The organism is Microbispora sp. NPDC004025 (assembly GCF_053604425.1).
On record NZ_JBSGHN010000001.1, the window covers coordinates 340223 to 365248 of the forward strand.

Below are 25026 nucleotides of genomic sequence, written 5' to 3' on the forward strand. Positions count from 1 at the left end.
CGCAGACGCAGCGATGGTGGCACTTGGTGCGCATAGACGAGCCCGAGCCGCGTCACACCCACCGGGCCCGGTCCCTGCCGCGTCCTGGGTCGCCAGGCGCGCCGGGGCCGTGCCCGCCATTCTGAAGGCGTGCCACGACTCCTCCACCCACTTCGCCGCGCCATCGCCCCCCTGGCCGGTCTGAAGGTCCGCCTGCGCCTCCGGCGTCCCCTCCGGGCCACCAGGCACCGGCCGGTCCACCTGCTACACATCGGCGTGGCCCTGGCGCTCACCCTGGCAGCGGCCGTCGCCGTCGCCGGTGGCCTGCTGGCCGCCGTGCTGTCGTGGATCGGCTGGCCCTCCAAGTCCGCGCTGACGCCGCTCACCTCCACGACCCTCCTGGAGCTCGTCAAGATCGCCCTGGCCGTGGTCGGCGGCATCGGCGGCGCCGTCGCCCTGGTTGTGGCCTACCGCAAGCAGCGCTTGTCCGAGGACGACGCCCGCCGCGAGGACACCAAGCTGTACGCCGACCGCTTCGACAAAGCCACCGAGAAGCTCGGCAGCAACGCCCCCGCGGTCCGTCTGGCCGGCGTGCACGCCCTGGCCGCACTCGCCGACGACTGGGACGGCGGACGCCAGATGTGCATCGACGTCCTATGCGCCTACCTGCGCATGCCCCCCGAACCCGAACCCGATCCAGCCCAGGACGCGGCCCAACATGCCACCTGGCGGGCCATGCGCGAGGTCCGTGCCACCATCGTCCGCCTCATCACCGCCCACCTCCGTGAGCACGCAACCGTCTCCTGGCGCGGCAGCGATCTGGACTTCACTGGAGTCGTTTTCGACCACGACGCCACCTTCGTCGGCGTCGCCTTCTCCGGCGGACGGGTGTCGTTCATCGGAGCGGTGTTCTCCGCCGGTGCGGTCTCATTCATCGACGCAGTGTTCTCCGGCGGCACGGTGTGGTTCGACGAGGCGGTGTTCTCCGGCGGCGAGGTGTCATTTACCTGGGCGAAGTTCACCGGCAGCCAGGTGTCGTTCCGGCAGGCGGTGTTCTCCAGTGGCGAGGTGTCGTTCAACGGGGCGGTGTTCTCCGGTGGCGCGGTGTGGTTCGACGAGGGGGTGTTCTCCGGCGGCGAGGTGTTGTTCGACGGGGCGGAGTTCTCCGGCAGCCAGGTTTGGTTCGACTCGGTAAAGTTCGCCGGGGGCGAGGTGTCGTTCGACCGGGCCCTGTTCACCGGCGGCGAGGTGCCATTCGACAGGGCGGAGTTCTCCGGCAGCCAGGTGTCGTTCAACGGGGCGGAGTTCTCCGGCGGCGAGGTGTGGTTCGAAGCCGTTGCCAATTGGTCGTACCCACCCACCGGGCTGCCGGCGGCCGCTCCTGGGCTGTACCTGCCAGCGCCTTCCTCCGATGCCGCCGACGAACCTGACCCGGACCCCGCCCCGGACGCGGTCGCTCCTCCTATGGCTACCGAGGAGGAGGAGGCCTGACACCGGCACCGGATCGCCATCCGCGATTCCCTTATCCCGCCTCGCCGTGTCAGCCGCGGCGCGCGGGATCGCCACCCAGGCCGGATGCCTGGTCGAGACCGACGACGACAAGACCAGTCCCGCCGGCCTCACCCTCCACGCCTACGCATGTGCCAACGCGGCCCGCGCCGCTGCAGGGCAACGCGCTGAGCAGCAGGCAGTCCCCGACCCCGTCAGGGCCGGGGGCTGCGGCGTGTCTGGGACCGATCAGTCGAGGTACATCGCGCGGGCCTCATGCTCGCGGCCCGCCCTCGTATGCGACGTTCGAGCACTTTCCGACCCGCGAGGCGGCGCTGATCTCGGAGGCTGAGGCGATCCGCGACGAGCACTCCGCGTTCAATGTCGCAGGCAACGGCACCCCAGGCCGGTCGGCACGGGCGGACGCATGGGAGGCCCGGCAGGATCGCCGAGCCATCGCTGCGGCCCGCACCATGCACGGGCAGCCGGACTACTCAGTGCCGCCGTTCGACGTGCCGTGCCGCTCGTGCCTCGCCCCCGAGTTCGAGCCGTGCCGGACACCGAGCGGCCGGGTACGGGAGCACGCGCACCCTTGCCGGCCCCGCGATTCCCAGCTCGCACGTCAGTGCGCGCACTGCGGGTCCCTGCCCCCGATGCCGGGGTCGGAGCCGGGGCCGCCTCGCGGGCTGTCTCTGGGTGACCGGATCTAACCCAGCAGGCATGCGTCGATGCCGAGGAGCGGGTCGAGGGTCGCCCCCATGCCGATCCCGTCGCAGTCGCCCGCGGGCGGCGGCGGGGTCGGAGCTTCGGCGGCAGGCCGCTCCTCGGGCCGGACGATGACCGCCGGCGAGGGTGGGGGTTGCGGTGGCCGCTGAGGCGAAGGCAGCGGGGCCGGCGGTCGTCTGATCTGGGTGAGCGCGATGGTGGGTTCCGGCGGGGAGGGGCGCGGGGTGTGCGGCCGGGGGCTGCGGCTGGGCGTGGCCGGGGCCCGGCGTGTCGAGGACACGGCGCGGTGGGCCGGAGAGCGGGTCCGGGGCTGCCGCGGCGCCGATGCGGCGTGGGTCATGGTGAGGGCGGAGGCGGGCGTGCGCTCGTGCGTGGGGGAGTTCGGCCGCTGGGACAGGGCGATCGTGGGCGGCACCAGTTCTTCGCGCTCTTCCAGCGGCTGGGGGGGTCCGAGCGTGGTGAAGACTGCGGCGGCGGACGTGGCGGCAGCCACGGCGATCGGGCGCGCGCGGAGGGCCCGTTTGATCTGCTCGACCGCGAGGATCACACCGATCGGCAGGACGACCAGGCCGCGGCGCCGCTTGCGGGCATCTCGAAGGGCGGCCCGGACGGCGTCACGCTGCCGGTCAGGCGGCAGCGTGCTGTTGACGACGATGATGGTCTCGCCGTCCTCGTCCCACATCTGGACGACCGTGTCGGGCGGGAGTTCTTCGTAGCGGATCGTCGTCATGACGCGCGGCCCAGCTCGGTTCGGACGCGGCGGAACGCCCTGCGGAGCTGCTGCCAGTGGAGGGCCTCGCGGACCGCGTCGTCCGGTTGCGGTTCCGCGGAGACGACGAGGGTGACTTCGATGCCGTCCATGTCGACGGTGACCGGTCGGTCGGCGTGCGATCGCGTGTGCCAGGCTTCGACGAGCGGTCCGGGCGGCAGGTCGTCGGGGTCGATGTTGAGTGCCCGGAACTGGAGGGCGATCAGTGTCCGCGCATCGGCGAGTTCCTGCGTCATCTGCGCGAGTTCGGCGGCCATTCGATCGGTCCAGCGCGACACCGTGTTGAGCTTGGTCATTCTGGCTTGCACCCGCTGCAGGATTTCCTCTGGGCTGGCGGGTACTGAATCACCGTTTGCGGGGGTTTGCATCTGGGGGACACCTCGGCGGTCGTGCGTGTTGATCTGTCCGCTTCCCAGGCGTCTCTCTAGAAAAAATTACCCGTTTGGACCGGTCTATATCTTCAGACTTGTTGTGACCTGAAAGTTACAGTTCACGCTTCAATTACTTTTTCGGTCGTCACTACGTATTTTCGGTCGGTCATAAACCGCTGGCCCGGCGAGCGCCCTCACCCTGCTCCCGCGACGCTGTCGCCGTACCTCGCAACGCCTTTATCAACGCGACGGCCGCGGCGCGTTCCTGCTCAGTCAGTTCCTCAATTGCGTGAATCTTCCGCTCCCAGGGCTCGAGCGACGGCCGGCCTTCCGGGGCTCCGCCATGGAGCATGCGGGCGAGCTCTTCCGCGGCGTCTGTGCGGCCGACCATCGAGAGCTGGTCCGGCGTGATGTGCAGCACCCGCGCCGCCCGAGCCAACCACGAAGCCGTGTCGGCCTTCCTGGCATCGTCGGTCGTGGCGGGTCCTGCGACGAACTCGTCCCACTGCTCCTCGGTGAGGCCAGCGAGTGTGGCGGCCTCCGTCTCGGAGAGCCCTCGTCGTTGCCGCGCCCCATGAAGAAGGGCGACCAGGGTGGTGTGGCGCTGGCCGGGCTTCTGGCCGGCGGCGAGGGCGTCGAGCGCACCAGGTGCCCATCCAAGCGCCTGCTCGATCTTGAAGCGGTTGCGGGCCTGCGGCCAACGCTCGCCGGACTCAAGGTTGTAGATCGTCTTGATGTCGACGTCGGCGCGGGTCGCCAGCTGTTGCTGGGTCAGGCCTAGCTCGCCGCGTCGTGAGATCACGTGACGCGCGGCCCGGGCGCGGTCCTGGCTCATGCCCCCAATCATGCCGGGAACAAGTGGGAACATCCATCGGCCCCCGCCGGTGAGTTACAGGAACGTAGCAAGCCTGGTCAGAGGCCTAATCCACCGCAATGGCTCAACCGTTTCCCGATACTTCCAGGTTCTGCCTCGTTCCTCCCTTGAATTCTTCCCGGTTCTTCCCTACTGTTGCGGACATGACAGACAGCACGGACCTGGACCCCGAGGCCGTCCGGATCGGGGCAACCATCCGGGCTCTGCGAAACGCACTCGGATGGACCATCACCGAGCTGGCCGCCGCCGTCGGCAAGAGCCACGCCTACATCTGCAACATCGAGGCCGGCCGCAAGCGGTGCCCCGGCAAGCTCGCCCGGCAGATCGCAGAGGCCCTCGGCGTCCCGGTCGGTGCGATCGTGAGCCCCGGCTACGACACCGAGGCGATCACCGCTGAGGCGAAGTCAGCATGAACAACCTCACGCCCTACCCACCGCAGCAGCCGATGAAGCAGTGCGGCGGCTGCCAGTCGATGAACGAGCCGTACCGCACCACCTGCCGCAACTGCCAGCAGCCCCTGAGCGACTGATCATGGAGCGCTCCAGAACCACCGAAGCCGTGCGGGACGAAGAGCGCCGGGCCGCGATTGAACGGATCGCCGCCGCCGCGCCTCCACTGACCGCCGAGCAGATCGTCGCGCTCCGCCGGGTCTTCCACGGCACCGGCACCCGCAGCGCCGCCCGCCACCAGGCCGCGGCCTGACCTACCCGACCCCCACCCCCCAGGAGCCCCGATGCTCGACCGTGACCAGCGCGCCGACCGCTACCGCGCCCAGACCGGCCGCCGCGAGCTGACGCCGCGCCAGCGCCGCCGCATCGACCACAAGGACGGTCACCAGTCGCCGGAGGCCACCGGCCGCCGCGAGGACGCGAGGAAGGCCCGCGCCGAGCGTCGCGCCCTCCGCAAGATCCGCCTCGCTTCCCCCTTCGCCCGCTGACCAGCGGGCCCACAGACCGGGCGGCCAACCAGGCCGTCCACGACAGAAAGATCACATCTCAGATGAAGAAGATCCTGCTCTCCCTGGCCGCCTTCGCGGCCCTGATGATCAGCGGCATCGCCGTCGCGCCGGCCAGCACCGCCGACGCCGCCCCCGCCCCCGTCACGGGCGACCTGCGGATCGTCAGGGTCGGCACCGACGCCATGGGAGCGGACAGCTTCGCCAACCGCAACCGCGAGTACGTCACCTTCCAGAACGTGTCCGGCCACCCGGTCAACGTCGCGGGCGTGCTCGTCGAGGACAACTGGGCCCACGGCCGCACGCTCGCGCACCGGCCGCACACCTGCAACACCTACAAGATCACCGATCTGCCGGACAACAGCACCACAGAGATCGCCAACGGCGAGTACGTGACCGTCTTCAACGGCACCCGCGTCGGCGGCGACTACAAGGCCGGGGCCGAGTACCGGCTGTACGCCAACAGCGACACCGACTGCGGCACCTTCGGCCAGTTCTACAACAACGACGCCGACACGGCCTGGGTGACCAAGGCCGACGGCGGCGAGCTGGCCAACAAGAGCTGGGACTGGAACGGCGGCTACTACGTCCGCTAGTCCCCGATGACTCCCGCACCCCCGGCGCCGCGGTGCCCCCTTGGCCGCCGCGGAGTGCGGGACCCCCGGAAAAGCCGAAGCCCCGGGCTGCGTCACCAGTCCGGGGCGGGTGCCGGGACCCCCGGCACTCCCAACCCTAGTCCGAAGGGACCCCCGAAGATGGCACGCATCGAAGTTCCGGCCTCCGAGCCGCTGCTGACCCCGGCCGAGGTCGCGACGATGTTCCGCGTCGACCCCAAGACCGTGACCCGCTGGGCGAAGGCGGGGAAGCTCACCTCCATCCGGACCCTCGGCGGTCACCGCCGCTACAAGGAGTCCGAGGTCCGCGCGCTCCTCAACGGCACCAACACGGCGGCGAAGTAGCCATGGCCCCGTTGATCCTGCCCGCCTGCCGCACCCTGCTGGGTGAGCGCGAGGCGTACACCATCGAGTTCGTCGGGCACCGGCCCGGCGGCGACGTCGACGCGGTTGTGTCGGTCACGCAGTACGACCACACCGCGCGCCCGACGTACCTGCCGTTCCGCCGTAGCGGGCGCAACTGGCGGCCCCTCGCCGGCCTCACCCACGTCCTGGACGACGCGATCGGTATGGCCGAGCGGTCGCCCCGGTACGCCGGGTGGGACAGCGAGGAGCTGGCCGCCGTGCTCGCCACCACGGACGGAGGCCGGTCGTGAGCAGTCTCACTGATCTCGCGTTGACGTGGCCGGAGCGGACCCCGGTCGCGCATCGGCAGACCGGCGCGACCGGCCGGATCGCGACCTGCCCGCCCCGGGACCCGATCAGTCTCGACCAGGGCGGCGGCTCCAGGGCGCACATGTTCCTCGGTGACGGGCCGATCGTCTGGGTCGACTGGTCGGACCGTGAGGGCTGCTGGATGCGGCCCCGCGCCCTCCGCAAGGTCGGCAAGGAGGGGCGATGAGCGTCAACGCCTCCGCGCTGCGCGAGACCCTCGCCCACATCGAGGCCCTGCCCAACCTGGAGGGCTGGCAGCAGGGGTCCTACCGCTGCGAGTCCGGGATGTGCTTCGCCGGGTGGCGGTGCGACCTGTCCGGCGGCCAGTGGGCGACCGGCATCGACGACATGCGCACCGTCCGCTTCCCCGACCATGAGCCCTGGTTCGCGGCGTCCTGCCTGGTCGCCGAACCCGGCGACACCTACGTCGCCGAGCTCGACGGCGTGCGCGTCACCCCCGCCCACCACCGCGCCGCTCGTCTGCTCGGGCTGAACGAGGGTCAGGCGGCCGAGCTGTTCGACGGCGTCAACGACCTGGGCGACCTGCGGGAGAACGTCGGCCTCCTGATCGGCACCGTGCCGCACGTGACGATCGAGGCCGTGCCCGACGCGGGCCGGGACCGGGCCGCCGCCGAGCGCGATGAGGAGACGATCCTCGCCGCCCGCCTGGTCATCGCCGAGGTCCGGCCCGACCAGCCGACCGCCTACCACCGGCGCGAGGACTGGATTCCGTTGGAGGCCATGCCGTCGCACGCGCGACGCGTCGCGGAGGTGCTCGGCCTGCCGTACATCGAGCCGCTCGACCCCGCCGTCGCCGCACTGCTGCGCGGGGGTGAGGCGCTGTGACCGCCATCGCTCACCATGCCGGGCCGTCCCGCAGCGCGCACCCCGCTTCCCCGCCCCGGCACGCCCGCGCACCCCTGCCCGTCCGCGCCGCCCGCGCCGTACACCGACTCGACACGACCCGGACCGTCCGCGTCGTACTGCTGATCGCCGCGCTGCTGGAGGCGTCGGTCGCCGGCGGGTGGATGGCCGCGCTCGGCGTCACCGGCACGGGCCTGGTGCTCGCGGGTAACGCCGTGCTGCTCCTGGTCGCGGGGGCGGTGATCCGATGAACCGCCTGCTCTTCCTGATCGGGGTGGGGCTCACGGCCCTCGCCGTGGTCACGATGATCCAGGACGGTCCCAGCGTGCTCCTCGTGATCGGCGCGCTGGGCGGCCTCGGCGTCGCCGCGCTGTCCTTCCCCGTCACCACCACGAAGGTCGAGCCGACCACGGTGCTGCCGCCGGCCGACCCGGGCCTGCGGGACGAGGCGATCGCCAAGGCCCGGCAGATGCCCACCGAGGCGCTGGTCGCCCGGCACAACGTGGGCGCCCGCTACGGCGGGGTCCTGCCGGAAGTGATGGCCGCCGTCGAGGTGGTGCTGGAGGAGCGGGGCGTGCCCCTGTGCTCCTGCGGCGCGCCGCTCCCCGACGGCGTGCACGAGGCCGTCTGCCAGGAGGTTCGGTCATGAAGCACCGCCTGATGATGTGGCTCTGCCTGGCCCTGGTCCCCGCGACCGTCGGGTTCAACCTGGCCGAGGGCATGCCGTGGCTGGCCGTCGTCCACACCGCCGTCGCCCTCATGGCCGCCGGCACCTGTTACGGCCTCGCCAAGAATGACCGCCTCCTCACGGAGAACGCCGAGCAGCTCGCCGAGAACACGCGGCAGCTCGCGGAGAACGACCAGCAGCTCACCGAGCTGGCCGTCGCCAACTTCCGGCACATGCCGCTCCACGAGCTGGTCGCCCGTCACGACGACAGCGCCGTCGGCCGTCAGCCCCTCTACCCGCCCGTCATGGCCGCCGCCTGCGCCGTCCTGCGCGAGCGGATGACCGACTGCGGCTGCGAAGGAGACCCCTCGTGAACGACCTGCACCTCACCACCGTCATCCACGGCACCCTCACCCCCGACCAGGTGCGGCACCAGCTCAGCGAAGACGGCTGGTCCACCTTCGACCTCGGGCCCCTCCGCGTCCAGGTGCCCCGCACCGACGTCAGCCGCGTCCGCGCCGCCCGCGCCCTCGCCCGGACCATCGCCGCGCAGGCCGACTTCTGGGACCGCGACCTCGGCGCCATCGAGGCCGAGCTGGAGGCCGTCGACGCGAAGCAGACGGCAGAGCCCGAGACGCCCCAGGCCGACGACCCGGGGACGGCCGGAGAGCCGGCGGCCGACACGTCGGGGATCGGCGAGTTGCCCGAGAACCAGGAGCGCGCCTTCCAGAAGTTCGAGGCCGGCCACGCCACCCAGCCGCCCGAGCCCGACATCGAGGAAGACCTCCCCAACGGCGACACGGGCAAGCGGCCGGCCCGGCGACGCACACGGAGCTCGTGATGCACGGCCCCAACTGCACGTGTTCGCGCTGCACAGCGGCGACCGACCGACTGCTCCGGGACGCCACCACCCGGAGACGCGGCTGCCTCTCCTTCGTGGCCCTGCCGATCGCGGCCCTCGTCGCGCTGCTGCTCATGGGACGCCACACCGCGCCGCAGCGGAAGCTCACCGACGACGTGCTCGCCGAGTGGGAGCAGCTGTGGCGGTCGCAGAACCCCGACGAGTGGATGGGGCCGCTGCGCCGCGGCGGCTCCCGCGTCGAGCAGCGCATGCGCCAGACGTACCGCGACCGCGGCCTGCTGCTGGCCAAGCGCGTCGGCCGCAAGGCCCTGCGCCTGCGCCAGGCCATCTCGAAGGGCGGCCGGTCATGACCTACACCCCGCTCTGGTCGGAGCGCGCCGAGAAGATGCGCGAGGTCCTCGCCGCCCTCGACCCCGAGCACCCCGAAACCGAGATCGACGCAGCGATCCACCGGCTCGGCACCTGGGTCGCCACCGCCGTACAAGGCAACTTCCCCGACGTCTCCCCCCAGCTGCTCGGCTGGGTCTACCTCGACATGGCCGGGGGACTGAAGCAGGTCATCGACCAGGCCCCGCACGTGCCGCCGCGCCGCCTGGCCGGGCTGCTGCTCGTCGTCGGCAAGAACCTCATCGAGGAGAAGCCGTGATCACGACACGCACCCAGGACGACATCCTCACCCGCGCCCGCACGATCCAGAACGACGACTTCTTCGGCTTCCGCACAGAGGTCCTCGTCGGCGCCCTCGAATACGAGCACGCCCGCGGGTTCCTCAAGCCGGAGACCACGGCCGAGGAGTGGGGGCCGGCCCCAGATGACGAGGCCATCCTCGCCCAGGCCCGCGACTACTACCAGTTCGCCCTCGACAAGATCCGCGACCACCGCGGCATCTCCGCCAGCCGGTCAGTGGCCAAGCTGACCGAGTTCGCCTGGCTGCTCGGCAAGGACGACGTCGTCACGGCCATGGATCAGGCGGACTACGCGCAGTACGGCGCGCCGAAGATCAAGGCGTTCGCGACCGGGCTCGGCCTCGCCTGGCCACCCGACGAGGACATGACCCGCATGGCGGCCGGCGAGCCCTGCACGCCCGACTGCGCGGAGGGGTGCGGCCGATGAACCCCCGCATCACTCAGCTCCGCGCCGCGCTCCAGCACGACGCCCTCGGCATACACGACGTCGCCGAGACCTACCAGGGCCCCGGCGAGGAGGGCTTCACCGAGGAGTTCACCGTCGTGTTCGACGACGGCACCGAGCTGCACGTCCAGATCCAGGAGGGCGCATGCCCGGCGAAGTGAGCGATTACACGGGCCAGATCGGCCTGTGCACCGCGATCGTCTGCACGGCGCTCAGCACCGAGGAGATGACCGCCCGCCTCAACACCGACCACCCGACCGGCATCAGCTCCCGCTGGGAGATCGCCGACCACTTCCCTGATGGCACGCCCAACGGGAAGCCGTGCGATGAGCAGCCCGGCACCCGCCGACACCTGCTGTTCGAATGCTGAGGGGGAGGAGATGTCCACCACAGATGAGCTGATCACCCCGACGGCCCGCCTGCTCGCCCCCGCCGAGATCACCCGCGACGAGTGGCTGACCGTACGACAGCAAGGCATCGGCGGCAGTGACGTGGCCGCGATCCTCGGCATGGACCGCCACCGTGGACCCCTCCACGTCTACCAGGACAAGCGCGGCGAGCTGGCAGAGCGCCGTAACCCGCGCCTGGACCGCGCCGCCCGCCGAGGCCACCGCCTCGAAGGGCTCGTCGCTGAGCTGTTCGCCGAAGAGACCGGCCACGCCGTCGTCGCATCCCCGGGAACGCTCCAGCACGCCGAACACCCCTGGATGCTGGCCAACCCCGACCGCATCGTCTTCGAGGAACACGCCGACCTCCTCCACGGCCGCATCCTCGAATGCAAGTCCCGCACCTGGCGCTCCGCCCGCCGAGAGGACTGGGGCGGCGACGAGCCGCCCGACGGCCCGGCGCTCCAGGCGCACTGGTACATGGCCGTCACCGGCTACGAAGCGGCCTTCGTCGCCGGCCTCGTAGACGACGACTTCCGCTGGTTCCGGCTGGAGCGGGACGAGGACCTGATCGGCCACCTGGTGCAGCTGATCGGGGAGTTCTGGCACGACCACGTCCTCGCTGGTGTCGAGCCGGACCCGGGCGACCTCGCGAGCACCGACGAGCTGCTGTCCCAGATGTGGGACGTGAAGCCGGACTCGATCAAGCTGTTCACTCCGACGGAAGCCGCTGAGGCCGACGCCCTGATCGCCCGCCGCGACGACCTGAAGAAGCAGATCGCCGACCTTGAACGCGACCTGGGCGCCGTCGAGAACAAGCTCAAGGCCAACCTGGGCGACGCGGAGATCGCGATCGCCCCTGGCCGGGAGCTCTACTCGTGGAAGCGCAACGGCAACTTCGCGCCGAAGCGGTTCCGCGAGGCCCGGCCCGATCTCGCCGCTGAGTACCGCACCCTTGCGCCCCGGCTGGACCTGGACGCCCTGAAGTCCCACCACCCCGACGTGTACGCGGCGTTCCGCGCCCGCGTGCTCCGTGTCCCTGGGAGCCCCGAATGACCTTGAAAGATCGCGTCGCCACGCGCGCTACCGGCCAGCGGCCGTCCGGCAAGGAACTGGCCGTCAAGCAGAAGGTCGCCACCGCGCGCCAGCTGTTCAAGCAGATGGCGCCGCAGTTCCAGATGGCGCTGCCGAAGCACGTCACCGTCGACCGGTTCATGCGCATGGCGCTGACATGCGTGCAGAAGACCCCGGCGCTGCTCGACTGCAGCCAGGAGAGCCTGCTGGCCGCGCTGCTGGAGTCGGCCCGCCTGGGCCTGGAGCCCGGCACCAAGCAGGCCGCGATCGTGCCGTACGGCAAGACGGCGACCTTCGTGGCGCAGTGGCAGGGCCTCGTGCACCTGATGTACAACTCCGGCCGCGTCACGTCGGTGGTGGCCGAGTTCATCTACGAGCACGACGAGTGGGACTACTCGATCGGAGACGGCGGGACGTTCTGGCACCGGCCGAACCTGTTGGTCGCCGACCGCGGCAAGCCGGTCCTGGTGTACGCCTTCGCGGAGATCAAGGGCGGCGGCCGGTCGAAGATCGTCACCCTGAACCGGGCCCAGGCCGAAGAGGTCCGCGACAAGTACAGCAAGGCCTACCAGCTCGCCGAGAAGCACCGCCGCGAGGACCCCGCCGGGTTCGAGCGCACCCCCGACAAGGGCTGGTTCAACTCCACCTGGCACACCGAGTTCGACGCCATGTGGCGCAAGTCCGCGGTCCGCCGCCTCGCCGATTGGGTCCCGCAGTCGCCCGAGCTCGTCGAGCTGCTCCAGCGGGAGAACGAGGCCGGCGAGTCCGAGCTGCCCGAGGTCGACTGGGAGGTCGAGGCCCTTTCGGAGAGCGAGGAGCCCGAGACCCCGGGCGCTCCGGCCGACGACCTGGCCGACTCGCCCGCCCTCGCGGGGGAGCAGCAGCCGGCCGACGACGGCTGGCCGCCGGTGACCAAACCCGGGAGCGGGGTGACCCCCGGTGGCGACTGATCCGCGCTCCATGGCCTGCAGCTACCTGTCCCGCGGCAAGGTCATCGTCACGAACGTCACCCCGGGCGACGAGCAGGCCCGCCGCCCGGCCGGGGTCGTGGCGATCGTCGAGGGCAACTCCGGCAAGTACCTGGTCACGCTGCGGGACGGTGCCTGGTCCTGCACCTGCGGGCGGCCTGCGGAGTGCGCGCACGCCGCCGCGGTGCAGCTGGTCACTGGCTGGCCGTCCCTCGCCAGGAGGCAGTGATGAGCGACCGCTACGACCTGATCGACGCGCTGACCCACATGGCGGAGGAGATCGCCACCGAGGTCCAGCAGGAGCAGGCCGGAGGTGCTCCGTCATGAGCGTTGTCGGCCTGGACGACGGCGTCAAGCACGGCACGAAGCAGGGCTACTACCAGCACCGCTACCGCAAGACCGACGCGTGCGACGAGTGCAAGGCGGCCCTGGCCGAGGACCGCCGCACCGCGCGCGAGGCGAACGCCGCCGCGTCCGGCAAGAAGACGCGCACGAAGACGGCCGCCGCCCCCGCGGCACCCATCACGCTGACCCCGCCGCCCGCCCTCGACACCGACCGGCCGCACATCGGCCTGCCCGTTGCCGGGCGCGAGCTGGAGATCGGCGACGTCATCGTGCACCTCGCCAAGCACTACCCGATCGACCGATTCGAGCCCTACAACGGCGGCCTCAAGGGCGTCCTCGGGCCCGGCACCCGGGTCGCGTGCTCCGGCACCTGGGGCATGACCGTCGGCCCCGACTCCACCGTCCGCATCCTCCCGCGCCCAGGCGGTGACGCATGAAGTACGTCCTCATCGACAACGACGGCGACCTCCATGTCAAGAACGGGACCTGGTCGGAGATCCGCGTCGAGGTCGGCCCTGAAGGCCCCACCGGCGTGACCATCCCGCCGCACGACGGATGGCCCGGCACCTGGCTCCGCGGCTGGGTCAACGACGTCGGCCTGCTGAAGCCGGAGACCTACCCGCGGAACGTCGCCGGGTCGCTGGTCCTGACCGGCTGCGGCGCCGCGCTCCACCCCTACCCAGGGCCGGTCATCATCACCGGCTTCGACCAGCACACCCGCGACGTGTGCGACCTGGACGACGAGCTGATCCGCACCGTCACCGAGATCCACGCCGACGCCCGCGCCGCGCTCGCCGGCGAACCCGGGCCTCTGTACGACAGCGCCCGTGAGGTCGCTGAGCACGTGCGGACCTGCCCCACCCCCGGCATGCGCATCCTCAACGTCGACGAGTTCTTCCGGGGGCGGGGATGACGTACGCCGAGATCGCCGCCCGCCTGCGCGGGCTCGCCCAGCAGAAGCCCACCGACGTCTGGCGGGCCCTGCATGCCCTCGCCCACGAGATCGAGACCGGCCCGGACATGGACGCCCTCGTGGACGCCACCCAGCCGGCGAACCCCACGCCGCCGACGCCCACCACGCCCCAGCCCGCAGCCACGCCCACGCCTGGCCTGCTCCGCATCTTCGGGAGGTGGCGGTGACCGACCAGACCACCACCGTCGAGACCGAGGAACCGCCCGGCCTCCGGCTCACCGTGACCTTCGAGTTCGACGGCCGCGACTCCGTTGAGCGCGCCCAGGAGTTCGTCACCCGGTGGATGGCCAAGCAGCTCCGTACCGACCCCGCCGAGTTGCGCCCGGTCAAGGTGCAGGCGATGAACTTCCGCGTCGGGCAGATGCACTCCTTCCGGGTGCCCAGCGCCGCCAAGGAGCTGACCCGCCGCCGCAAGGACCTTGGCCTCACGCAGGCCCAACTCGGTGAGCTCGCCAGCGTTCACCAGGTCACGGTGTCCGCGTTCGAACGCGGGGTCATACCCAAGTCCTCCCCGTCGTACGCCGCGATCGTCGCCGCCCTGGAAAAGGCGGAGGCCCAGGCGTGAGCACGACCACTGGACTCGCCGCCGTTGAGCCGACCCACCTGGGCTCCGGCGGCGACCCGGCACGCGCGCTGAGGGGAAGCAGCGCCGTGCCGAACCCGCCTCGCCCCGATTGGGGACGGGGTGAGGCGGGCCCCACACGTCCAGGCCTGGCCCGGCTGGGGGGTCAGGGCCGGGCCTGGACCCGCACGTGGCCCGTCGCGCCGGAGGGGACGCGGCGGGCCACCAGGAGGCGGCCATGACGCGCAGCGACCACGGCCTCACCACCGACCGGGCGGCCGGCCCCGACTGGGCGGCCGGCCCCGACTGGGCGGTGCGTGGCCTGTGCCGCGAGCTCGCCGCCCGGGGCGAGGTGGAGCCCGACCTGTGGTTCCCGCCTTCGGAGTTGGCCTCGAAGCCCGAGGTCAAGAAGGCCAAGCGGATCTGCGGCTCCTGCCCCGTCTGGCCGGAGTGCCGCGCCTACGCCCTGGAGCGGGGCGAGGAGTTCGGCATCTGGGGGGCTCTGACCTCGCGGGAGCGGCGCAAGACGGCCACACGGACGGGGGCGGCGTGAAGTGCGCTTCGCGACCGCCCCAGCGAAGGGGGAGAGGATTCATGTTCACCTCGTCACCAGACGCGGTTGCAGGCGGGGCGGCCTGCGGCTCATGACCTGGTTCGCAGTAGACGACTCGTTCCACTCCCACCCCAAGGTGATGGCGCTGGCTTCGGATCCAGCTGCCCTCGGGCTGTGGGTCATCGCAGGCTCGTGGTCCTGCGCGAACCTCACGGATGGGTTCGTGCCCGACTACGCGCTGCCGCGACTGGCCGAAGGCTCGAGGGACCTGGCCAAGCAGCTCGTCGCCGCGGGGCTGTGGAGGCGAGCGAAGGGCGGATACCGCTTCCACGACTGGTCCGTCTATCAGGAGTCCCGGACGGAGCGGTTGCAGAAGCGCGAGGAATGGCGGGCCAAGAAGGCCGAACAACGCGCCAAGAGGAAGGCGCGGGGAGAAGAGCCGCAGGTGAAAGGGGAGATGTCCCCCGGGGACAACCCGGGGGACTCTCCAGGGGAGTCCCGCGAGCGTCCCGCTCTTCCCAGCCCCAGTCCCAGTCCCAGTCCCACTCCCTCTGTAGGTGGTTCTCAGTCGTCGTCATCTACTCGCCGTAACGGGCGCGCGAGCGACGACGACGATCGAAGTCCGGAGATCGACAAGCGGATCACCGAGCTGCTCGCCGACCTCACCGGGCGCACCGTGCCGCCCGACTGGGCAGCCAAGATCCGCCGCGACCTCATCGACGGCCGCGACGTCACCAACCCGTACCGGTACGTCTCCCGCGCCATCCGCGAGCGACCGAAGGACTTCCTGCCCCCGCCGGGCCCAGCCGAGCCCTGCCCGGTCCACCCGTACGAATCCCAGCCCTGCCGCAGCTGCGCAGCCGACCGGAAGGCGGTGTCATGACCGACGCCGACCCGTTCGAGAACGACGCCCGCCGCCTGGCCGCCGCGTTCACCCGGCGCCTCCGCGACGCCGGAGCCCCGACCTCCGACCTGCTCGCCGGCGAACTCGTCGTCATGGCCCGCGGGCACGGATGGCGGCCCGTCGCGAACCTCGCCCCGCCCCCGACCCCGCCGGCGGAGGGCGGCGAGACGGCCGCGCCGCGCCTGCCGGAGGAGTACCTCGTCCGGAAGGCGGCGCTCGACACCCGGCCGCCGTGCACCTGCCATCACCTCGTCGGCGAGCACGCGCTCGTCTGCGGCGCCCGGGAGGCCTGCACCAGGTGCGGCTGCCCCACCTACACCCCAGCCCCTTCGAGGAGTTCCTGATGGCCCCGCGCATCAGCGTGCACATCGAGACCCTGCCGAACGGCCGCAAGCAGGCCCGCTGCGACATGACCGACGACTGCACGGCCGGCCCCGGCGGCACTCCCTGGCGGGGCGAGGAGCACGCGGTCAAGGCCGCGGCCGAGGCGGAGGCCCGCACCCACCGGCAGTGGCACCGCGCCCAGCTACCCGTACCGACCCCCTGATTGGAGACCCCCTGATGAAGAGACGAAACCCGCAGGACTACTCGCCGGAGGAGTTCGACGCCGTGGTCGCGATGATCCAGAACGATCCGGAACTCCGCGCCGACATCGAAGCGATCACCGGCCAGACCCTCGACGGTAAGTCGCCCCGCGACCTGTTCAACCTGTTCCGCTCGATCCAGAAGGCCGCAGACGTGCAGATCGCCGTCGTGAACTACGGCCGCGCCCGCCAGGCGATCCGTGACACCCGCGCGGCGCTCGAGGCGGACGCCGACGCCGAGGAATCGCTGCGGCTCGCCCGCAACCGCATCCTGGAGCTGGAGAGGTCGAACGAGGAACTCAAGCGGAAGAACTACGCCCTGTCCCGCGGGCACGGCGCGACGCCGCTGCCGCACGCCGCTGGGGGCCGGTCATGAGCGCGACCGCCATCTTCGGCACCAGCTCCCAGATCGTCTCCTACCGGGTGCGCCTGCAGATCCTCGACAAGATCATCGGCGGCGTTCCGTCCAGCCCCAGCGTCATCAAGGGCTGGCTGAAGTCGAGGCTCGACCTCGGCGACCGGGACCTCCAGGAACTCGCCGAGCAGACCCTGGCCCAGCGGTTCCCCGACCGCCAGCCGACGGCGGACGCACTCGCCGAGGCCCTCATGGAGTCCGACGCGGCCGAGGTGTCCGTCAACGGCTTCAAGCGGATGCCGGACGGCGTGCTCGCCTTCGAGGGCCGGTGCGTGAAGGCCGGCTTGAAGGAGTGGGCGAACAGCGCCTACCCGGGCGTGGACTGGCCGTCGAAGAAGAAGGTGGCGAGCAGCTTCAGGAAGGGGTTGATGGCGACCCTCGCCGAGCGCGTGTTCGTCCCGGAGGTGTTCATCCCGCTGGGCGTGACCGCGCCGACGGGGATCGAGGAGCGCGTCAAGCACGTCAAGACGCCGTCCGGCCCGCGGTCCTCGATCTCCCGGGTGGAGTACGTCGAGCGTCCGCTGCTGGAGTTCACCGTCCGCGTCCACGACGACTTCCTCTCCATCGAGGAGTGGGGCCGCATCTGGGAGCGCGGCGAGGACATCGGCCTCGGCGCCGACCGGTCCCGGTCTGACGGTCGTTTCGAGCTGCTCTGCTGGGAGCAGGTGTGAGGCTCCCGAACCGCGACGCCGTGGTCGATACGGCTAGCCCTGCTGACAGTGCCACTCGTGGTCTTGCCCTGCCGCGCCATCCCGACTGGCCTACCGCTACCCGATCCCGGCCGTCCCCGCCGCGAGCCGACAAGCCCCGCCGCATCTGGCCATCACGTTCCGAGACGACATGCCAAGCCGTTCCGTCGCACGCCAGGCCAGGCCGACTTTCCGTTTCGAGCCGACCCAAGACGACTGCTCTCCCCCAGTCATGCCCGGTCATGCCACGCCTGCCCCAGCCGACCAGCCAAGTCAGCCCCATTCCGGCCCATCCCTACGCGACCAGCCATGCCTTCAGCGCACCGACCCCTACCAACCTGACCTCTCGAGCCCAGCCCGACCTTGCCGGAGCCGCCCATGCCCACCCAGCACGACACGCCACCCCAGGCGGAGGCCCTGCGCGCATGACCGACCACCGCGACTGCCGCGGCCTGATCGTCGGGCTCGTCGCCCGCACCAACCAGCTCGGCATCACTCGGCAGGCACTCGCCGACGCGCTCGGCGTCACCCGCTACACGGTCAACGCCTGGTTCCGCGGCGAGTACCTTCCGAGCTTCGCCCACACCGCCGCCTGGGCCCAGCACATCGGGCTGCGCCTGGCCGTCGTCGAGAACGGGCGGGTCCTCTCCCAGGGGGAGGACATCCCCGACGACCTCGGCTGGCTCCGCCGCCGGCAGAACCTGTCCCAGCGGGACGTCGCCGGCCGCGGCTACGTGTCCAAGGCGGTGATCAGCAAGCGGGAGCGCATGACCGAGCCGGGGCTGGTCACGGTGCACGACCACGTGACCCTGCTCGGCTACCGCCTCACCCTCCTACATGCCGAGCCTGCGGCGGTGGGCGCATGACGGCCCCGCTGCTGGTCCTCACCGTCCTGGGCGAGCCGGCCGGGCAGGGCAACCTGAAGGGCACCGCCAGCGGGAAGCTGCGGCACGCCAACAGCGGCGAGCTGAAGGCCTGGCGGGAGAAGATCCGCGCCGCCGCGCTCGACGCCCTCGGCGCTCACGAATGGACCGGCACCGGCAAGCAGCCGTGTGTCCTGTGCGGCCTGGTGCCGAAGGACCACACCGAGATCCTCGGCCCGGTGCGGCTGGAGGCCGTCGTCACCGTGGCCCGCCCGAAGACGGCGCACTCCGACTGGCCGATCACCCGCTCCTCCTCGGACTGGGACCACTACGGCCGCGCGATCGGCGACGCCCTCACCGGCGTCGCCTACGCCGACGACTCCCAGGTCGTCGACGGCCGCGTCATCACGACCTACCCGCACGTCCACCCCAGCGCGCTCGGAGCACCAGGCGCCGTCATCCGCATCTGGAACGGAGTCTCATGACCCAGCTCAAGTTCGATACGAAACTCGGTGCTGGCGCGTCGGCCGCGCTGGAGCCCCACATCCGGCCCATCTACGACCGGCCCGACTCCACCCGCCTGGCCATCATCGAGTTCCGCCACATCGAGCGCACCCAGCCGGCCGCCGGATCCGAGAAGGACCCCTCGGTGAAGGTGCGGATCATCTCGTGCGAGATCCCGAACAAGGACCAGGAGGGCGCGGTCCGGGAAGCCCAGCGCGCGCTGTACCTGCAGCGGACCGCGACCGGCACGCTCGACGACGACGGCGAGTTCGTACTCACCGACGCCACGCTGAAGCAGATCGGCGGCCTCCTGCACGAGGTCGAGGTCGCCCGCCTCCGCGCAGGCCTGCGCCGCTGGGTGGACTACGCCGCCCGGGTGAACTCGCAGACCAACCTCACGGACACCGAGATGCGGCACGAGCTGGACCTGGTCGCGAACGGCCTGCGCGCCCTGCTCGATAACGCCCCCGAGGAGGCGTGATGGGCTGGGCATCCGCAGGAGACATCTTCGATCCCGTCGCTCGTGAGCTGATCCAAATGGGTGCTGCGCCGGAGATCAAGCGGCGAGTCTGCAGCGTCCTTGTCAAGGCCCTGCAGGGGCCCGGTTGGGACACCGAGGGCGAGAGCCTCGGCGAGTTCGATCACGACCCCGCCATCGTCGAGGCCTTCCGCGAGCACGGCATTGTCCAGCCGTGCGCGGACGAGAGCGGCCCCGAGGGCGCCAGTTGGTGTGAGCGCGAGCGCGGCCACGGCGGCGACGACGACGACAAGCTCGGCCACACCTGGACGCGTGCAGAGGAGGACTCCTGATGTTCACGTCTCTCGACATCCGCCCCGATCTCGAAGCCGCCCCCTGGACGGACCTGGGCGCGGCGGGCGGCCCGGACCTGCACGGCACGCTGGAGCGGGTCGGCCTGCTGCCGAACGGCACCCAGGGCGGCCGGCCGTCGGTCGCGCTGCTGATCCGCCTGCCCGACGGCCGGACCGTCGTGGCGGAGACCACGTGGGCACTGCTCGACGGCGCCGCCCGGGCGCTGGCCGCCTCTCCGGTCGCCGAGGCCGACCGCCGGAAGCAGGAGGGCCGGCCGTGAGCTACACCAGCTACCTGTCCGGCGAGATCGCTGTCGACCCACCGATCCCGTGGTCCGAGCTTAAGAGCAGCCCCTTCGTCCGGACGCCGGAGCGGAAGGAGTACGAGCGGCTCGTCTGGCTACGCATGGTCGAGGAGACCGTGGAGACCGACGAAGGCACGCTCATTCGGAAGCAGGCCGTCGCGATCCGCCCGTCTCAGGCCGACGAGTTGCGTGCCGGTGGGCTCACGCGCGAGGTGCAGGAGATCGTCACGGCGCACGGCGAGGGCCGCGCTTTCCTCGGGCTGATCCTCGTGCGCGGCGAGGAGTCGCCGGACCTGTGGCGTGTCCGCGTCGAGAACGGCCAGGCGCTCGAGGAACGTCCCCGGATCACGTGGCCGGACGGAACCGTGTGGGAGGAAGCATGAGCCACGACTACCGGCAGACCGGTCACCGGATGGGCTCTGGCCGTGAGGCCCTGGTGGACGCGGTCGCCGCCTACCACCACGCGAACGAGTCGATCCACATGCACGAGAACGTCGGCAGCGACAAGCCGTGCGCGTACTGCTGGCTCCGCGCGGGCCGGGCGGTGCAGATCCTCGCCCAGCAGGGCGCGCTCCTCGACGGACCGCTCGCCGAGGTCCGCGCCGAACGAGCCCGCCAGGACGCGCAGTGGGGTGAACAGAACCACCCCGACGGCACCCACGACTGCCAGGACACCCGCGCCTACGCCGACATGGCCCGGGAGTGGTGCCAGAGCGCCGCCGAGGCCGGACAGGTGACCTGGCAGAACATCCTCAACGAGGAGGTCGCCGAGCTGTTCGCCGAGGAGGACCCGGCCAAGCTGCGCACCGAGCTGATCCAGGTGGCCGCCGTCGCCCTGGCGTGGGTCGAAGCGATCGACCGGCGTACGGCCGAAGCGGACCAGGCGGAGGAGTCGTGAGCACCGTGAAGGTCACCTGCCTCGTCATCTCCTGCGACCGCTGCGGCCTGAAGCTGGGGGAGTCCAGCACCGACGCCCCGGTCCGCCTGCCCGCTGACGTGCCGTACGAGAACAGCGGCGTGTGGCGGGAGGAGGACTGGCGGAAGGTCGGCGACCGGGACCTCGACCCGAACTGCTGGACCTACGGCGAGCCTGCGGGCACCGGGGTCATCGTGGAGCTGCCGCATCCGCTGTCGAGGCGGGTGGGGGCATGACCGAGCCGTACACCCACTCCGACACTGACCGGTGCACCCTGACCGTGGAGCCGATCGCGGGCGGCACCGCGCTCACCGCACACGATCCCTCGGACAACCACGAGGTCATCGTCCACGTGCGTGGCAGCGCCCTCGACGAGCTGGTCACCGCGATGTACGCCGCCGCCGGGCGCAAGGTCATCATCCTCCCGGACGTGAACTGGTATGGCACCGACCGGACCGCCTTCGCCTTCAACGGCATCCGCATCACCAGGAACGGAAAGACCATCACACTGCCCCGCGCAACGGTCAACGCGGTCACCGCGCGCGGCCTCGCCGCGGTCCTCGCCGGCCTGGCGGACGCCGCCGACTCTGAGCCCGACCCGGCCGAGCTCGCGGCCCTCGCCGAGCAGCTGCGCACCTGGGCCGCGCAGAACAACAACACCGTCGGTCGCGGCGACTGCCGCGACCTCGCCCGGCAGCTGCTCGCCGCCGGCTACCGCAAAGCGGACGGCTGAAGCGGGCCCGCCGCGACCCGGGGGCCGCGGCGGGCCACGCCCATCAACCACGAGAAAGAGACCCCTGATGGACACTCCCCTCCAGCTCATCCGCGTGGATGAGCCCGCACGCCGCGCCTGGCAAGGCGACCACGAGCTGACCCTGACCCCAAGGCTGTTCGACCTGCTCGCCCTGCTCGTCGCGCACGCCGGCCGGGTCGTCGCCTACGAAGAGATCCTGCGCAGGGTGTGGCACTCGACCTGGATCGGCGGGATGAAGACCGTGCACGTGCACGTCGGGCATCTGCGGCGTGCGCTGGGCGACGACGCGGACCAGCCGCGGTACATCACAACGGTCCGCGGGGTGGGCCTGCGCCTGGCGGACGACGCCGTGGCAGCGTCCCCGACGCCGGAGCCGCCGGCGTACCAGCTGCCGCTGCGGATCGACCGGCACGGGCAGACGATCTACGACGCCGACGACGTGCTCGTTGCGGCGGCGATGACTCCGCGCGCGGCCCTGTGGCTGGTCGAGGTCGCCAACACCGGGGCGACGGCATGAACACCACGGAAGCGAACGCGGTCAACAGGCTGCTGGACTGGATCCTCGACACCCGCACGCCGTCCGGCGGCCACGTCACGGACGGTGAGGCGATGGAGCGGGCGGCATGGCTGGCCGACCGGGCGCACCTGGCCCTACGGGCGGGAGGAACTGGCGAGAGTGTGCTCCGGCAGTGGCGGGAGCGGCGGCCGTATGTGATCCACGACTGCCCCGATGGCGCGCGGGCACCGCTGCGCGTCGTCCTCGACGACGAGACCGGAGGCGGCCGTGGCTGAGCCCCTGTTCGGCGTCGAGCAGCCCGCGCACCCGCCCGCCCCCGACGAGTCAGAGGGTGTGCGCCGCACGAAGCGGCAGGCGGCGCTCCTCGCCGCCGGGAAGCACCCGCTGTCCGCCGTCGTCTCCGGGCTCCGCCTCCACCCCGAGGCCGCACCCCACGATGACCGCCAGGCGCCCGGCCGCCGCTGCGGCAACTGCGCCTTCCGCCGCCCCGGCGTCTACCCCAAGTGCACCTTCGGCGACCGCACCCGCATGAGCAGCGGCCCCGCCACCGACTGCCGCGCCTGGTGGCCCGCGTGCCCCGAGCACGAATGGAAGGAGGGCGGCCGTGGCTGACCCGAACGCCGACGACATCCTCGGCGACGCCGGGTACGCCGCCATCGAACTCGTCGGCCGGACCGGCGCGAGCAACCTGGAGATCGGCTACCTCCACGACGGCGTGCCCCTCGAGGAAGCCGGCTGGTACGCCCACGCCCAGTACCGCGGGGCCCGGATCACGGCGGAGGACCACACCAGCCCGGCCGCCGCGCTGGAGGCGCTCGCCCGCCGCCTGCTCACCGGAGGCAAGTGCACGCACTGCGGCGGCCTGGTCGCCCTGACCGACCGCGGCGCGCTCGCGTACGCCACGAGCACGCTCGTCGACGGCACCCCCTGGAACGTCGAGCAGGCGCGCGAGGCCGGGCAGTGCCGGTGGCGGCGCATCGGCCGCACCTGGAAGCGAGGCTGCGAATGACCTGGACTCTCCGGCAGGGACCAGAACAGCAGTGGGTCGCTGACGAGCGGTCGGCGCCCGGCATCTACCTGGAGCACCTCGACGGAGTCGCCTGGACGGAAGCACCACTCCCGCGCCGGTGGCACCGGTGCCGGCCCCAGACCCGCGCGCTCGACCGCGGCATGCGGGTGTTCCGGTGCCCGTGCGGGGCGATCGCGTTGGACGAACCGAGCGGGTGGGTGGACCGCAACTCTGGCCGCCGGTGGTGGTCGCTGTGACCCCGGCCGTACCGGCCACGACGATCGCGGGGATCCTCGCCGCCTGGGAGCGTCTCAAGCCCGACCCGGTGATCGTGTTCTGCCGCCCGGACGACGTCGACTGGGTCGAGGCGGCGTGCGACGCGCTGCCCTGGCCCGTGAAGGTCGCGCTGAGCGAGATCATGCCCGCCGGGCAGCTGTACATCTGGAAGGGGCCGGAACTGTGACACCAGCAGAGGAAGTCGTCACGCTCGTCGGCGAGCTCCGACCGCTCATCGCCCAGCTGCAGGAGCTGCTCGCCGAGCCCGTCGAGGACGCCACCAAGGGCTCCACACAGTCCCACAAGGTCACCGGATCGCCCGCGCCCTGGCACGCCGAGGCCGGGCCCCTGCTCCTCACCATCCACGCCGGCGTACGCGACCTGGAAGCCGACCTGCGCTACCACCTGACCGGCCACACCCGCCTGCGCGTGCAGTACCAAACCACGGGGCAGCGCGACGGCCGTACGGTCCGACGCGTCCTGAAGGGAGAGGCCCCGCGCGGCGGCAGCGACGCGAACACCACCGCCGCCCTCGACGCCATCACCCACCTCGTGCACGGCGTCCCCGACGACATCGCCCGCCAGGCCCGCGCACAGCTCGACACGTGGGTACGGCAGGCGCGGGAGGTCCGCGACATCGGCGAGGCCGAGAAGTGGATCCCGATCCACGTCCCGAAGGGGGCCCTGCCGCCCGAATGCCCGTACTGCCGCACCTTCTCCCTGCGGATCGCGCAGGAGTCGGGGCGGGTGCGCTGCGCGAACGTGCGGTGCGAGGACTCGAACGGGGAGCGCCCGCGTGGCCGGATCGACAAGAACCAGCTGAACGGAGACGCCATGCTGGTCTGGGCCGACGGCCGCACCATCTACTACGGGCAGGCCACCTGAGCCCTCAGCGCGTGATCGATGTCCGCGGGGGCGTCCTGTTCAAAGTCCTGCGGCAAGGTTGAGGGGCCTGGATTGTCGTTCTTATGTGGGTGAACCGACCCCGGCGTACAGTGACGCCATGGTCGCGATATGGCAGGCGACGCTTTGGGGCTTGGCCGGTGGCGTCTGTGTGGAGAGCCTCGAATTATATGCGCGCATTAAGCGCGTCCGAAAATGGTCGTGGCGGAAGCCGATCCCGCAGGGGCTCGCCGCCTATCTAACATCAGTGGCAATTAGAGCTGGGGTGGGAGCGCTGCTTGCCGCGGCGGCGGCGAGTAGCGGGCAGATCTCGGGTGAGTTCGCCGCACTCGCACTAGGCGTCGCCGCACCCTTGGTAGTGGAGAAGCTCAGCCGGATGGCGGTTGTCATGCCACAGGGCGTGGACGCAGGCTTGAATGACGGCGAAGCGTCTAAGGCTGAGAATCGGGGACAGCACGTAATACCTGGTGTCGCTGCCGCGGAGAAGGTAACCGATGTCACCTAGAGAAACTTTCGTGCATCGCTTGGGTAGTGCACTGGCGCGCTGGGACGACAGCTACCCCAAGATACAGACGCCCGAGGCTGCGCCCCCAGTCGCCAGGAACCCGAAAACCTTCGCAGGACGTGTCCTGCTAGCCCTGGCCCGCTGGGACGGGCACCTCGCGGATGCCGAGCAAGGCACTGAAACCATTGTTAGTAGTA

At 71.2% G+C, this 25026-nt stretch carries 51 protein-coding genes; 48 read left to right on the forward strand and 3 right to left on the reverse strand.

The annotated features are described in order from the left end of the window. Positions 1-129 precede the first annotated feature (129 nt). Positions 130-1470 (forward strand): pentapeptide repeat-containing protein, encoded by a 1341-nt coding sequence (locus tag ACWEQG_RS01445; protein ID WP_452280702.1) that lies wholly within the window; start codon positions 130-132, stop codon positions 1468-1470. Between the two features lie 703 nt (positions 1471-2173). On the opposite strand, the gene ACWEQG_RS01450 is transcribed toward ACWEQG_RS01445, so the two are convergent. The 3 genes from ACWEQG_RS01450 to ACWEQG_RS01460 all read right to left on the reverse strand — a co-directional run bounded on the left by ACWEQG_RS01450 (position 2174) and on the right by ACWEQG_RS01460 (position 4168). Further along, positions 2174-2923: a hypothetical protein gene (locus tag ACWEQG_RS01450; RefSeq protein WP_452280704.1), complete on the reverse strand. Its 750-nt coding sequence runs from the start codon at positions 2921-2923 to the stop codon at positions 2174-2176. Next, entirely contained in the window at positions 2920-3258 is a 339-nt protein-coding gene (locus tag ACWEQG_RS01455) for a hypothetical protein (protein ID WP_452280706.1), read from the reverse strand. Before ACWEQG_RS01455 ends, ACWEQG_RS01450 begins: the two co-directional genes overlap by 4 nt. A 241-nt stretch (positions 3259-3499) precedes the next feature. Next, positions 3500-4168, reverse strand: a complete 669-nt coding sequence (locus tag ACWEQG_RS01460; RefSeq protein WP_452280708.1) for a helix-turn-helix transcriptional regulator — start codon at positions 4166-4168, stop codon at positions 3500-3502. A gap of 182 nt (positions 4169-4350) precedes the next feature. On the opposite strand from ACWEQG_RS01460, the gene ACWEQG_RS01465 reads away from it, so the two are divergent. From ACWEQG_RS01465 to ACWEQG_RS01695, 47 genes are all read left to right on the forward strand, one after another. Beyond that, complete coding sequence (locus tag ACWEQG_RS01465; RefSeq protein ID WP_452280709.1) at positions 4351-4620, forward strand: helix-turn-helix domain-containing protein; 270 nt, start codon at positions 4351-4353, stop codon at positions 4618-4620. A 118-nt stretch (positions 4621-4738) separates the two neighbouring features. Beyond that, a complete protein-coding gene (locus ACWEQG_RS01470; RefSeq protein ID WP_452280711.1) occupies positions 4739-4909 on the forward strand; it encodes a hypothetical protein in 171 nt (56 codons plus the stop codon). Positions 4910-4940: 31 nt separating this feature from the next. Then, the gene (locus tag ACWEQG_RS01475) at positions 4941-5144 is read left to right on the forward strand and encodes a hypothetical protein (protein ID WP_452280713.1); all 204 of its coding nucleotides are present in this window, start codon (positions 4941-4943) and stop codon (positions 5142-5144) included. Between the two features lie 62 nt (positions 5145-5206). Continuing rightward, positions 5207-5758 carry a hypothetical protein gene (locus ACWEQG_RS01480; RefSeq protein WP_452280715.1) on the forward strand — a complete coding sequence of 184 codons (552 nt, stop codon included), beginning with the start codon at positions 5207-5209 and terminating at the stop codon, positions 5756-5758. Positions 5759-5917: 159 nt separating this feature from the next. Further along, positions 5918-6121 carry a BldC family transcriptional regulator gene (locus ACWEQG_RS01485; protein WP_452280717.1) on the forward strand — a complete coding sequence of 68 codons (204 nt, stop codon included), beginning with the start codon at positions 5918-5920 and terminating at the stop codon, positions 6119-6121. Positions 6122-6123: 2 nt separating this feature from the next. Next, entirely contained in the window at positions 6124-6432 is a 309-nt protein-coding gene (locus tag ACWEQG_RS01490) for a hypothetical protein (RefSeq protein ID WP_452280719.1), read from the forward strand. Further along, entirely contained in the window at positions 6429-6677 is a 249-nt protein-coding gene (locus tag ACWEQG_RS01495) for a hypothetical protein (RefSeq protein WP_452280721.1), read from the forward strand. The genes ACWEQG_RS01490 and ACWEQG_RS01495 overlap by 4 nt, the downstream gene beginning before the upstream one ends. Then, positions 6674-7336: a hypothetical protein gene (locus ACWEQG_RS01500; RefSeq protein WP_452280723.1), complete on the forward strand. Its 663-nt coding sequence runs from the start codon at positions 6674-6676 to the stop codon at positions 7334-7336. The genes ACWEQG_RS01495 and ACWEQG_RS01500 overlap by 4 nt, the downstream gene beginning before the upstream one ends. Next, the gene (locus tag ACWEQG_RS01505; RefSeq protein WP_452280725.1) at positions 7333-7605 is read left to right on the forward strand and encodes a hypothetical protein; all 273 of its coding nucleotides are present in this window, start codon (positions 7333-7335) and stop codon (positions 7603-7605) included. Before ACWEQG_RS01500 ends, ACWEQG_RS01505 begins: the two co-directional genes overlap by 4 nt. Beyond that, on the forward strand, positions 7602-8003 hold the full coding sequence (locus ACWEQG_RS01510; RefSeq protein WP_452280727.1) for a hypothetical protein: 402 nt from the start codon (positions 7602-7604) through the stop codon (positions 8001-8003). Before ACWEQG_RS01505 ends, ACWEQG_RS01510 begins: the two co-directional genes overlap by 4 nt. Next, on the forward strand, positions 8000-8395 hold the full coding sequence (locus tag ACWEQG_RS01515) for a hypothetical protein (RefSeq protein ID WP_452280729.1): 396 nt from the start codon (positions 8000-8002) through the stop codon (positions 8393-8395). Before ACWEQG_RS01510 ends, ACWEQG_RS01515 begins: the two co-directional genes overlap by 4 nt. Then, on the forward strand, positions 8392-8862 hold the full coding sequence (locus tag ACWEQG_RS01520; protein WP_452280731.1) for a hypothetical protein: 471 nt from the start codon (positions 8392-8394) through the stop codon (positions 8860-8862). Before ACWEQG_RS01515 ends, ACWEQG_RS01520 begins: the two co-directional genes overlap by 4 nt. A gap of 95 nt (positions 8863-8957) precedes the next feature. Then, positions 8958-9233 carry a hypothetical protein gene (locus ACWEQG_RS01525; RefSeq protein WP_452280732.1) on the forward strand — a complete coding sequence of 92 codons (276 nt, stop codon included), beginning with the start codon at positions 8958-8960 and terminating at the stop codon, positions 9231-9233. Next, entirely contained in the window at positions 9230-9529 is a 300-nt protein-coding gene (locus ACWEQG_RS01530; RefSeq protein ID WP_452280734.1) for a hypothetical protein, read from the forward strand. The genes ACWEQG_RS01525 and ACWEQG_RS01530 overlap by 4 nt, the downstream gene beginning before the upstream one ends. Next, positions 9526-9996, forward strand: a complete 471-nt coding sequence (locus ACWEQG_RS01535) for a hypothetical protein (RefSeq protein ID WP_452280736.1) — start codon at positions 9526-9528, stop codon at positions 9994-9996. Before ACWEQG_RS01530 ends, ACWEQG_RS01535 begins: the two co-directional genes overlap by 4 nt. Continuing rightward, positions 9993-10175 carry a hypothetical protein gene (locus ACWEQG_RS01540; RefSeq protein ID WP_452280738.1) on the forward strand — a complete coding sequence of 61 codons (183 nt, stop codon included), beginning with the start codon at positions 9993-9995 and terminating at the stop codon, positions 10173-10175. Before ACWEQG_RS01535 ends, ACWEQG_RS01540 begins: the two co-directional genes overlap by 4 nt. Beyond that, complete coding sequence (locus tag ACWEQG_RS01545) at positions 10160-10384, forward strand: hypothetical protein (RefSeq protein WP_452280740.1); 225 nt, start codon at positions 10160-10162, stop codon at positions 10382-10384. The genes ACWEQG_RS01540 and ACWEQG_RS01545 overlap by 16 nt, the downstream gene beginning before the upstream one ends. A gap of 10 nt (positions 10385-10394) precedes the next feature. Further along, positions 10395-11456 (forward strand): YqaJ viral recombinase family nuclease, encoded by a 1062-nt coding sequence (locus ACWEQG_RS01550; protein WP_452280742.1) that lies wholly within the window; start codon positions 10395-10397, stop codon positions 11454-11456. Continuing rightward, the gene (locus ACWEQG_RS01555; RefSeq protein ID WP_452280744.1) at positions 11453-12424 is read left to right on the forward strand and encodes a recombinase RecT; all 972 of its coding nucleotides are present in this window, start codon (positions 11453-11455) and stop codon (positions 12422-12424) included. The genes ACWEQG_RS01550 and ACWEQG_RS01555 overlap by 4 nt, the downstream gene beginning before the upstream one ends. Continuing rightward, on the forward strand, positions 12414-12671 hold the full coding sequence (locus ACWEQG_RS01560) for a hypothetical protein (RefSeq protein ID WP_452280746.1): 258 nt from the start codon (positions 12414-12416) through the stop codon (positions 12669-12671). The genes ACWEQG_RS01555 and ACWEQG_RS01560 overlap by 11 nt, the downstream gene beginning before the upstream one ends. A gap of 94 nt (positions 12672-12765) precedes the next feature. Further along, a complete protein-coding gene (locus ACWEQG_RS01565) occupies positions 12766-13224 on the forward strand; it encodes a hypothetical protein (protein ID WP_452280748.1) in 459 nt (152 codons plus the stop codon). Further along, positions 13221-13700, forward strand: coding sequence for a hypothetical protein (locus tag ACWEQG_RS01570; RefSeq protein WP_452280750.1), 480 nt, complete (start codon positions 13221-13223; stop codon positions 13698-13700). Before ACWEQG_RS01565 ends, ACWEQG_RS01570 begins: the two co-directional genes overlap by 4 nt. Continuing rightward, the gene (locus ACWEQG_RS01575) at positions 13697-13927 is read left to right on the forward strand and encodes a hypothetical protein (RefSeq protein ID WP_452280752.1); all 231 of its coding nucleotides are present in this window, start codon (positions 13697-13699) and stop codon (positions 13925-13927) included. The genes ACWEQG_RS01570 and ACWEQG_RS01575 overlap by 4 nt, the downstream gene beginning before the upstream one ends. Further along, a complete protein-coding gene (locus tag ACWEQG_RS01580; RefSeq protein WP_452280753.1) occupies positions 13924-14325 on the forward strand; it encodes a helix-turn-helix domain-containing protein in 402 nt (133 codons plus the stop codon). The genes ACWEQG_RS01575 and ACWEQG_RS01580 overlap by 4 nt, the downstream gene beginning before the upstream one ends. 235 nt (positions 14326-14560) lie before the next feature. Then, complete coding sequence (locus ACWEQG_RS01585) at positions 14561-14875, forward strand: WhiB family transcriptional regulator (RefSeq protein ID WP_452280755.1); 315 nt, start codon at positions 14561-14563, stop codon at positions 14873-14875. 91 nt (positions 14876-14966) lie between these two features. Beyond that, positions 14967-15758, forward strand: coding sequence for a hypothetical protein (locus tag ACWEQG_RS01590; RefSeq protein WP_452280757.1), 792 nt, complete (start codon positions 14967-14969; stop codon positions 15756-15758). Then, positions 15755-16123, forward strand: a complete 369-nt coding sequence (locus ACWEQG_RS01595; protein WP_452280759.1) for a hypothetical protein — start codon at positions 15755-15757, stop codon at positions 16121-16123. Before ACWEQG_RS01590 ends, ACWEQG_RS01595 begins: the two co-directional genes overlap by 4 nt. After that, positions 16123-16326, forward strand: a complete 204-nt coding sequence (locus ACWEQG_RS01600) for a hypothetical protein (protein WP_452280761.1) — start codon at positions 16123-16125, stop codon at positions 16324-16326. Before ACWEQG_RS01595 ends, ACWEQG_RS01600 begins: the two co-directional genes overlap by 1 nt. Before the next feature lie 14 nt (positions 16327-16340). Beyond that, the gene (locus ACWEQG_RS01605; protein ID WP_452280763.1) at positions 16341-16739 is read left to right on the forward strand and encodes a hypothetical protein; all 399 of its coding nucleotides are present in this window, start codon (positions 16341-16343) and stop codon (positions 16737-16739) included. Then, positions 16736-17449, forward strand: coding sequence for a hypothetical protein (locus ACWEQG_RS01610; protein ID WP_452280764.1), 714 nt, complete (start codon positions 16736-16738; stop codon positions 17447-17449). The genes ACWEQG_RS01605 and ACWEQG_RS01610 overlap by 4 nt, the downstream gene beginning before the upstream one ends. A gap of 443 nt (positions 17450-17892) precedes the next feature. Then, positions 17893-18333: a helix-turn-helix domain-containing protein gene (locus ACWEQG_RS01615; RefSeq protein WP_452280766.1), complete on the forward strand. Its 441-nt coding sequence runs from the start codon at positions 17893-17895 to the stop codon at positions 18331-18333. After that, positions 18330-18815, forward strand: coding sequence for a RusA family crossover junction endodeoxyribonuclease (locus ACWEQG_RS01620; protein WP_452280767.1), 486 nt, complete (start codon positions 18330-18332; stop codon positions 18813-18815). The genes ACWEQG_RS01615 and ACWEQG_RS01620 overlap by 4 nt, the downstream gene beginning before the upstream one ends. Continuing rightward, entirely contained in the window at positions 18812-19315 is a 504-nt protein-coding gene (locus ACWEQG_RS01625; protein ID WP_452280769.1) for a hypothetical protein, read from the forward strand. Before ACWEQG_RS01620 ends, ACWEQG_RS01625 begins: the two co-directional genes overlap by 4 nt. Then, positions 19315-19644: a hypothetical protein gene (locus ACWEQG_RS01630; RefSeq protein ID WP_452280771.1), complete on the forward strand. Its 330-nt coding sequence runs from the start codon at positions 19315-19317 to the stop codon at positions 19642-19644. The genes ACWEQG_RS01625 and ACWEQG_RS01630 overlap by 1 nt, the downstream gene beginning before the upstream one ends. Beyond that, positions 19644-19925 (forward strand): hypothetical protein, encoded by a 282-nt coding sequence (locus ACWEQG_RS01635; RefSeq protein WP_452280773.1) that lies wholly within the window; start codon positions 19644-19646, stop codon positions 19923-19925. The genes ACWEQG_RS01630 and ACWEQG_RS01635 overlap by 1 nt, the downstream gene beginning before the upstream one ends. Next, the gene (locus ACWEQG_RS01640; protein WP_452280775.1) at positions 19922-20332 is read left to right on the forward strand and encodes a DUF6205 family protein; all 411 of its coding nucleotides are present in this window, start codon (positions 19922-19924) and stop codon (positions 20330-20332) included. The genes ACWEQG_RS01635 and ACWEQG_RS01640 overlap by 4 nt, the downstream gene beginning before the upstream one ends. Continuing rightward, positions 20329-20847: a hypothetical protein gene (locus ACWEQG_RS01645; protein WP_452280777.1), complete on the forward strand. Its 519-nt coding sequence runs from the start codon at positions 20329-20331 to the stop codon at positions 20845-20847. The genes ACWEQG_RS01640 and ACWEQG_RS01645 overlap by 4 nt, the downstream gene beginning before the upstream one ends. Beyond that, positions 20844-21101 (forward strand): hypothetical protein, encoded by a 258-nt coding sequence (locus ACWEQG_RS01650; RefSeq protein ID WP_452280779.1) that lies wholly within the window; start codon positions 20844-20846, stop codon positions 21099-21101. The genes ACWEQG_RS01645 and ACWEQG_RS01650 overlap by 4 nt, the downstream gene beginning before the upstream one ends. Continuing rightward, on the forward strand, positions 21098-21598 hold the full coding sequence (locus ACWEQG_RS01655) for a hypothetical protein (protein ID WP_452280781.1): 501 nt from the start codon (positions 21098-21100) through the stop codon (positions 21596-21598). The genes ACWEQG_RS01650 and ACWEQG_RS01655 overlap by 4 nt, the downstream gene beginning before the upstream one ends. A gap of 67 nt (positions 21599-21665) precedes the next feature. Next, entirely contained in the window at positions 21666-22136 is a 471-nt protein-coding gene (locus tag ACWEQG_RS01660; RefSeq protein WP_452280782.1) for a winged helix-turn-helix domain-containing protein, read from the forward strand. Next, the gene (locus ACWEQG_RS01665) at positions 22133-22411 is read left to right on the forward strand and encodes a hypothetical protein (RefSeq protein WP_452280784.1); all 279 of its coding nucleotides are present in this window, start codon (positions 22133-22135) and stop codon (positions 22409-22411) included. Before ACWEQG_RS01660 ends, ACWEQG_RS01665 begins: the two co-directional genes overlap by 4 nt. Further along, the gene (locus tag ACWEQG_RS01670; RefSeq protein ID WP_452280786.1) at positions 22404-22748 is read left to right on the forward strand and encodes a hypothetical protein; all 345 of its coding nucleotides are present in this window, start codon (positions 22404-22406) and stop codon (positions 22746-22748) included. Before ACWEQG_RS01665 ends, ACWEQG_RS01670 begins: the two co-directional genes overlap by 8 nt. Then, the gene (locus ACWEQG_RS01675) at positions 22741-23145 is read left to right on the forward strand and encodes a hypothetical protein (protein WP_452280788.1); all 405 of its coding nucleotides are present in this window, start codon (positions 22741-22743) and stop codon (positions 23143-23145) included. Before ACWEQG_RS01670 ends, ACWEQG_RS01675 begins: the two co-directional genes overlap by 8 nt. Then, positions 23142-23402, forward strand: a complete 261-nt coding sequence (locus ACWEQG_RS01680; RefSeq protein WP_452280789.1) for a hypothetical protein — start codon at positions 23142-23144, stop codon at positions 23400-23402. The genes ACWEQG_RS01675 and ACWEQG_RS01680 overlap by 4 nt, the downstream gene beginning before the upstream one ends. Beyond that, a complete protein-coding gene (locus tag ACWEQG_RS01685; RefSeq protein WP_452280791.1) occupies positions 23387-23608 on the forward strand; it encodes a hypothetical protein in 222 nt (73 codons plus the stop codon). Before ACWEQG_RS01680 ends, ACWEQG_RS01685 begins: the two co-directional genes overlap by 16 nt. Continuing rightward, a complete protein-coding gene (locus ACWEQG_RS01690) occupies positions 23605-24306 on the forward strand; it encodes a hypothetical protein (RefSeq protein ID WP_452280793.1) in 702 nt (233 codons plus the stop codon). Before ACWEQG_RS01685 ends, ACWEQG_RS01690 begins: the two co-directional genes overlap by 4 nt. A gap of 118 nt (positions 24307-24424) precedes the next feature. Continuing rightward, positions 24425-24829 (forward strand): hypothetical protein, encoded by a 405-nt coding sequence (locus ACWEQG_RS01695; RefSeq protein WP_452280795.1) that lies wholly within the window; start codon positions 24425-24427, stop codon positions 24827-24829. Positions 24830-25026 lie beyond the last annotated feature (197 nt).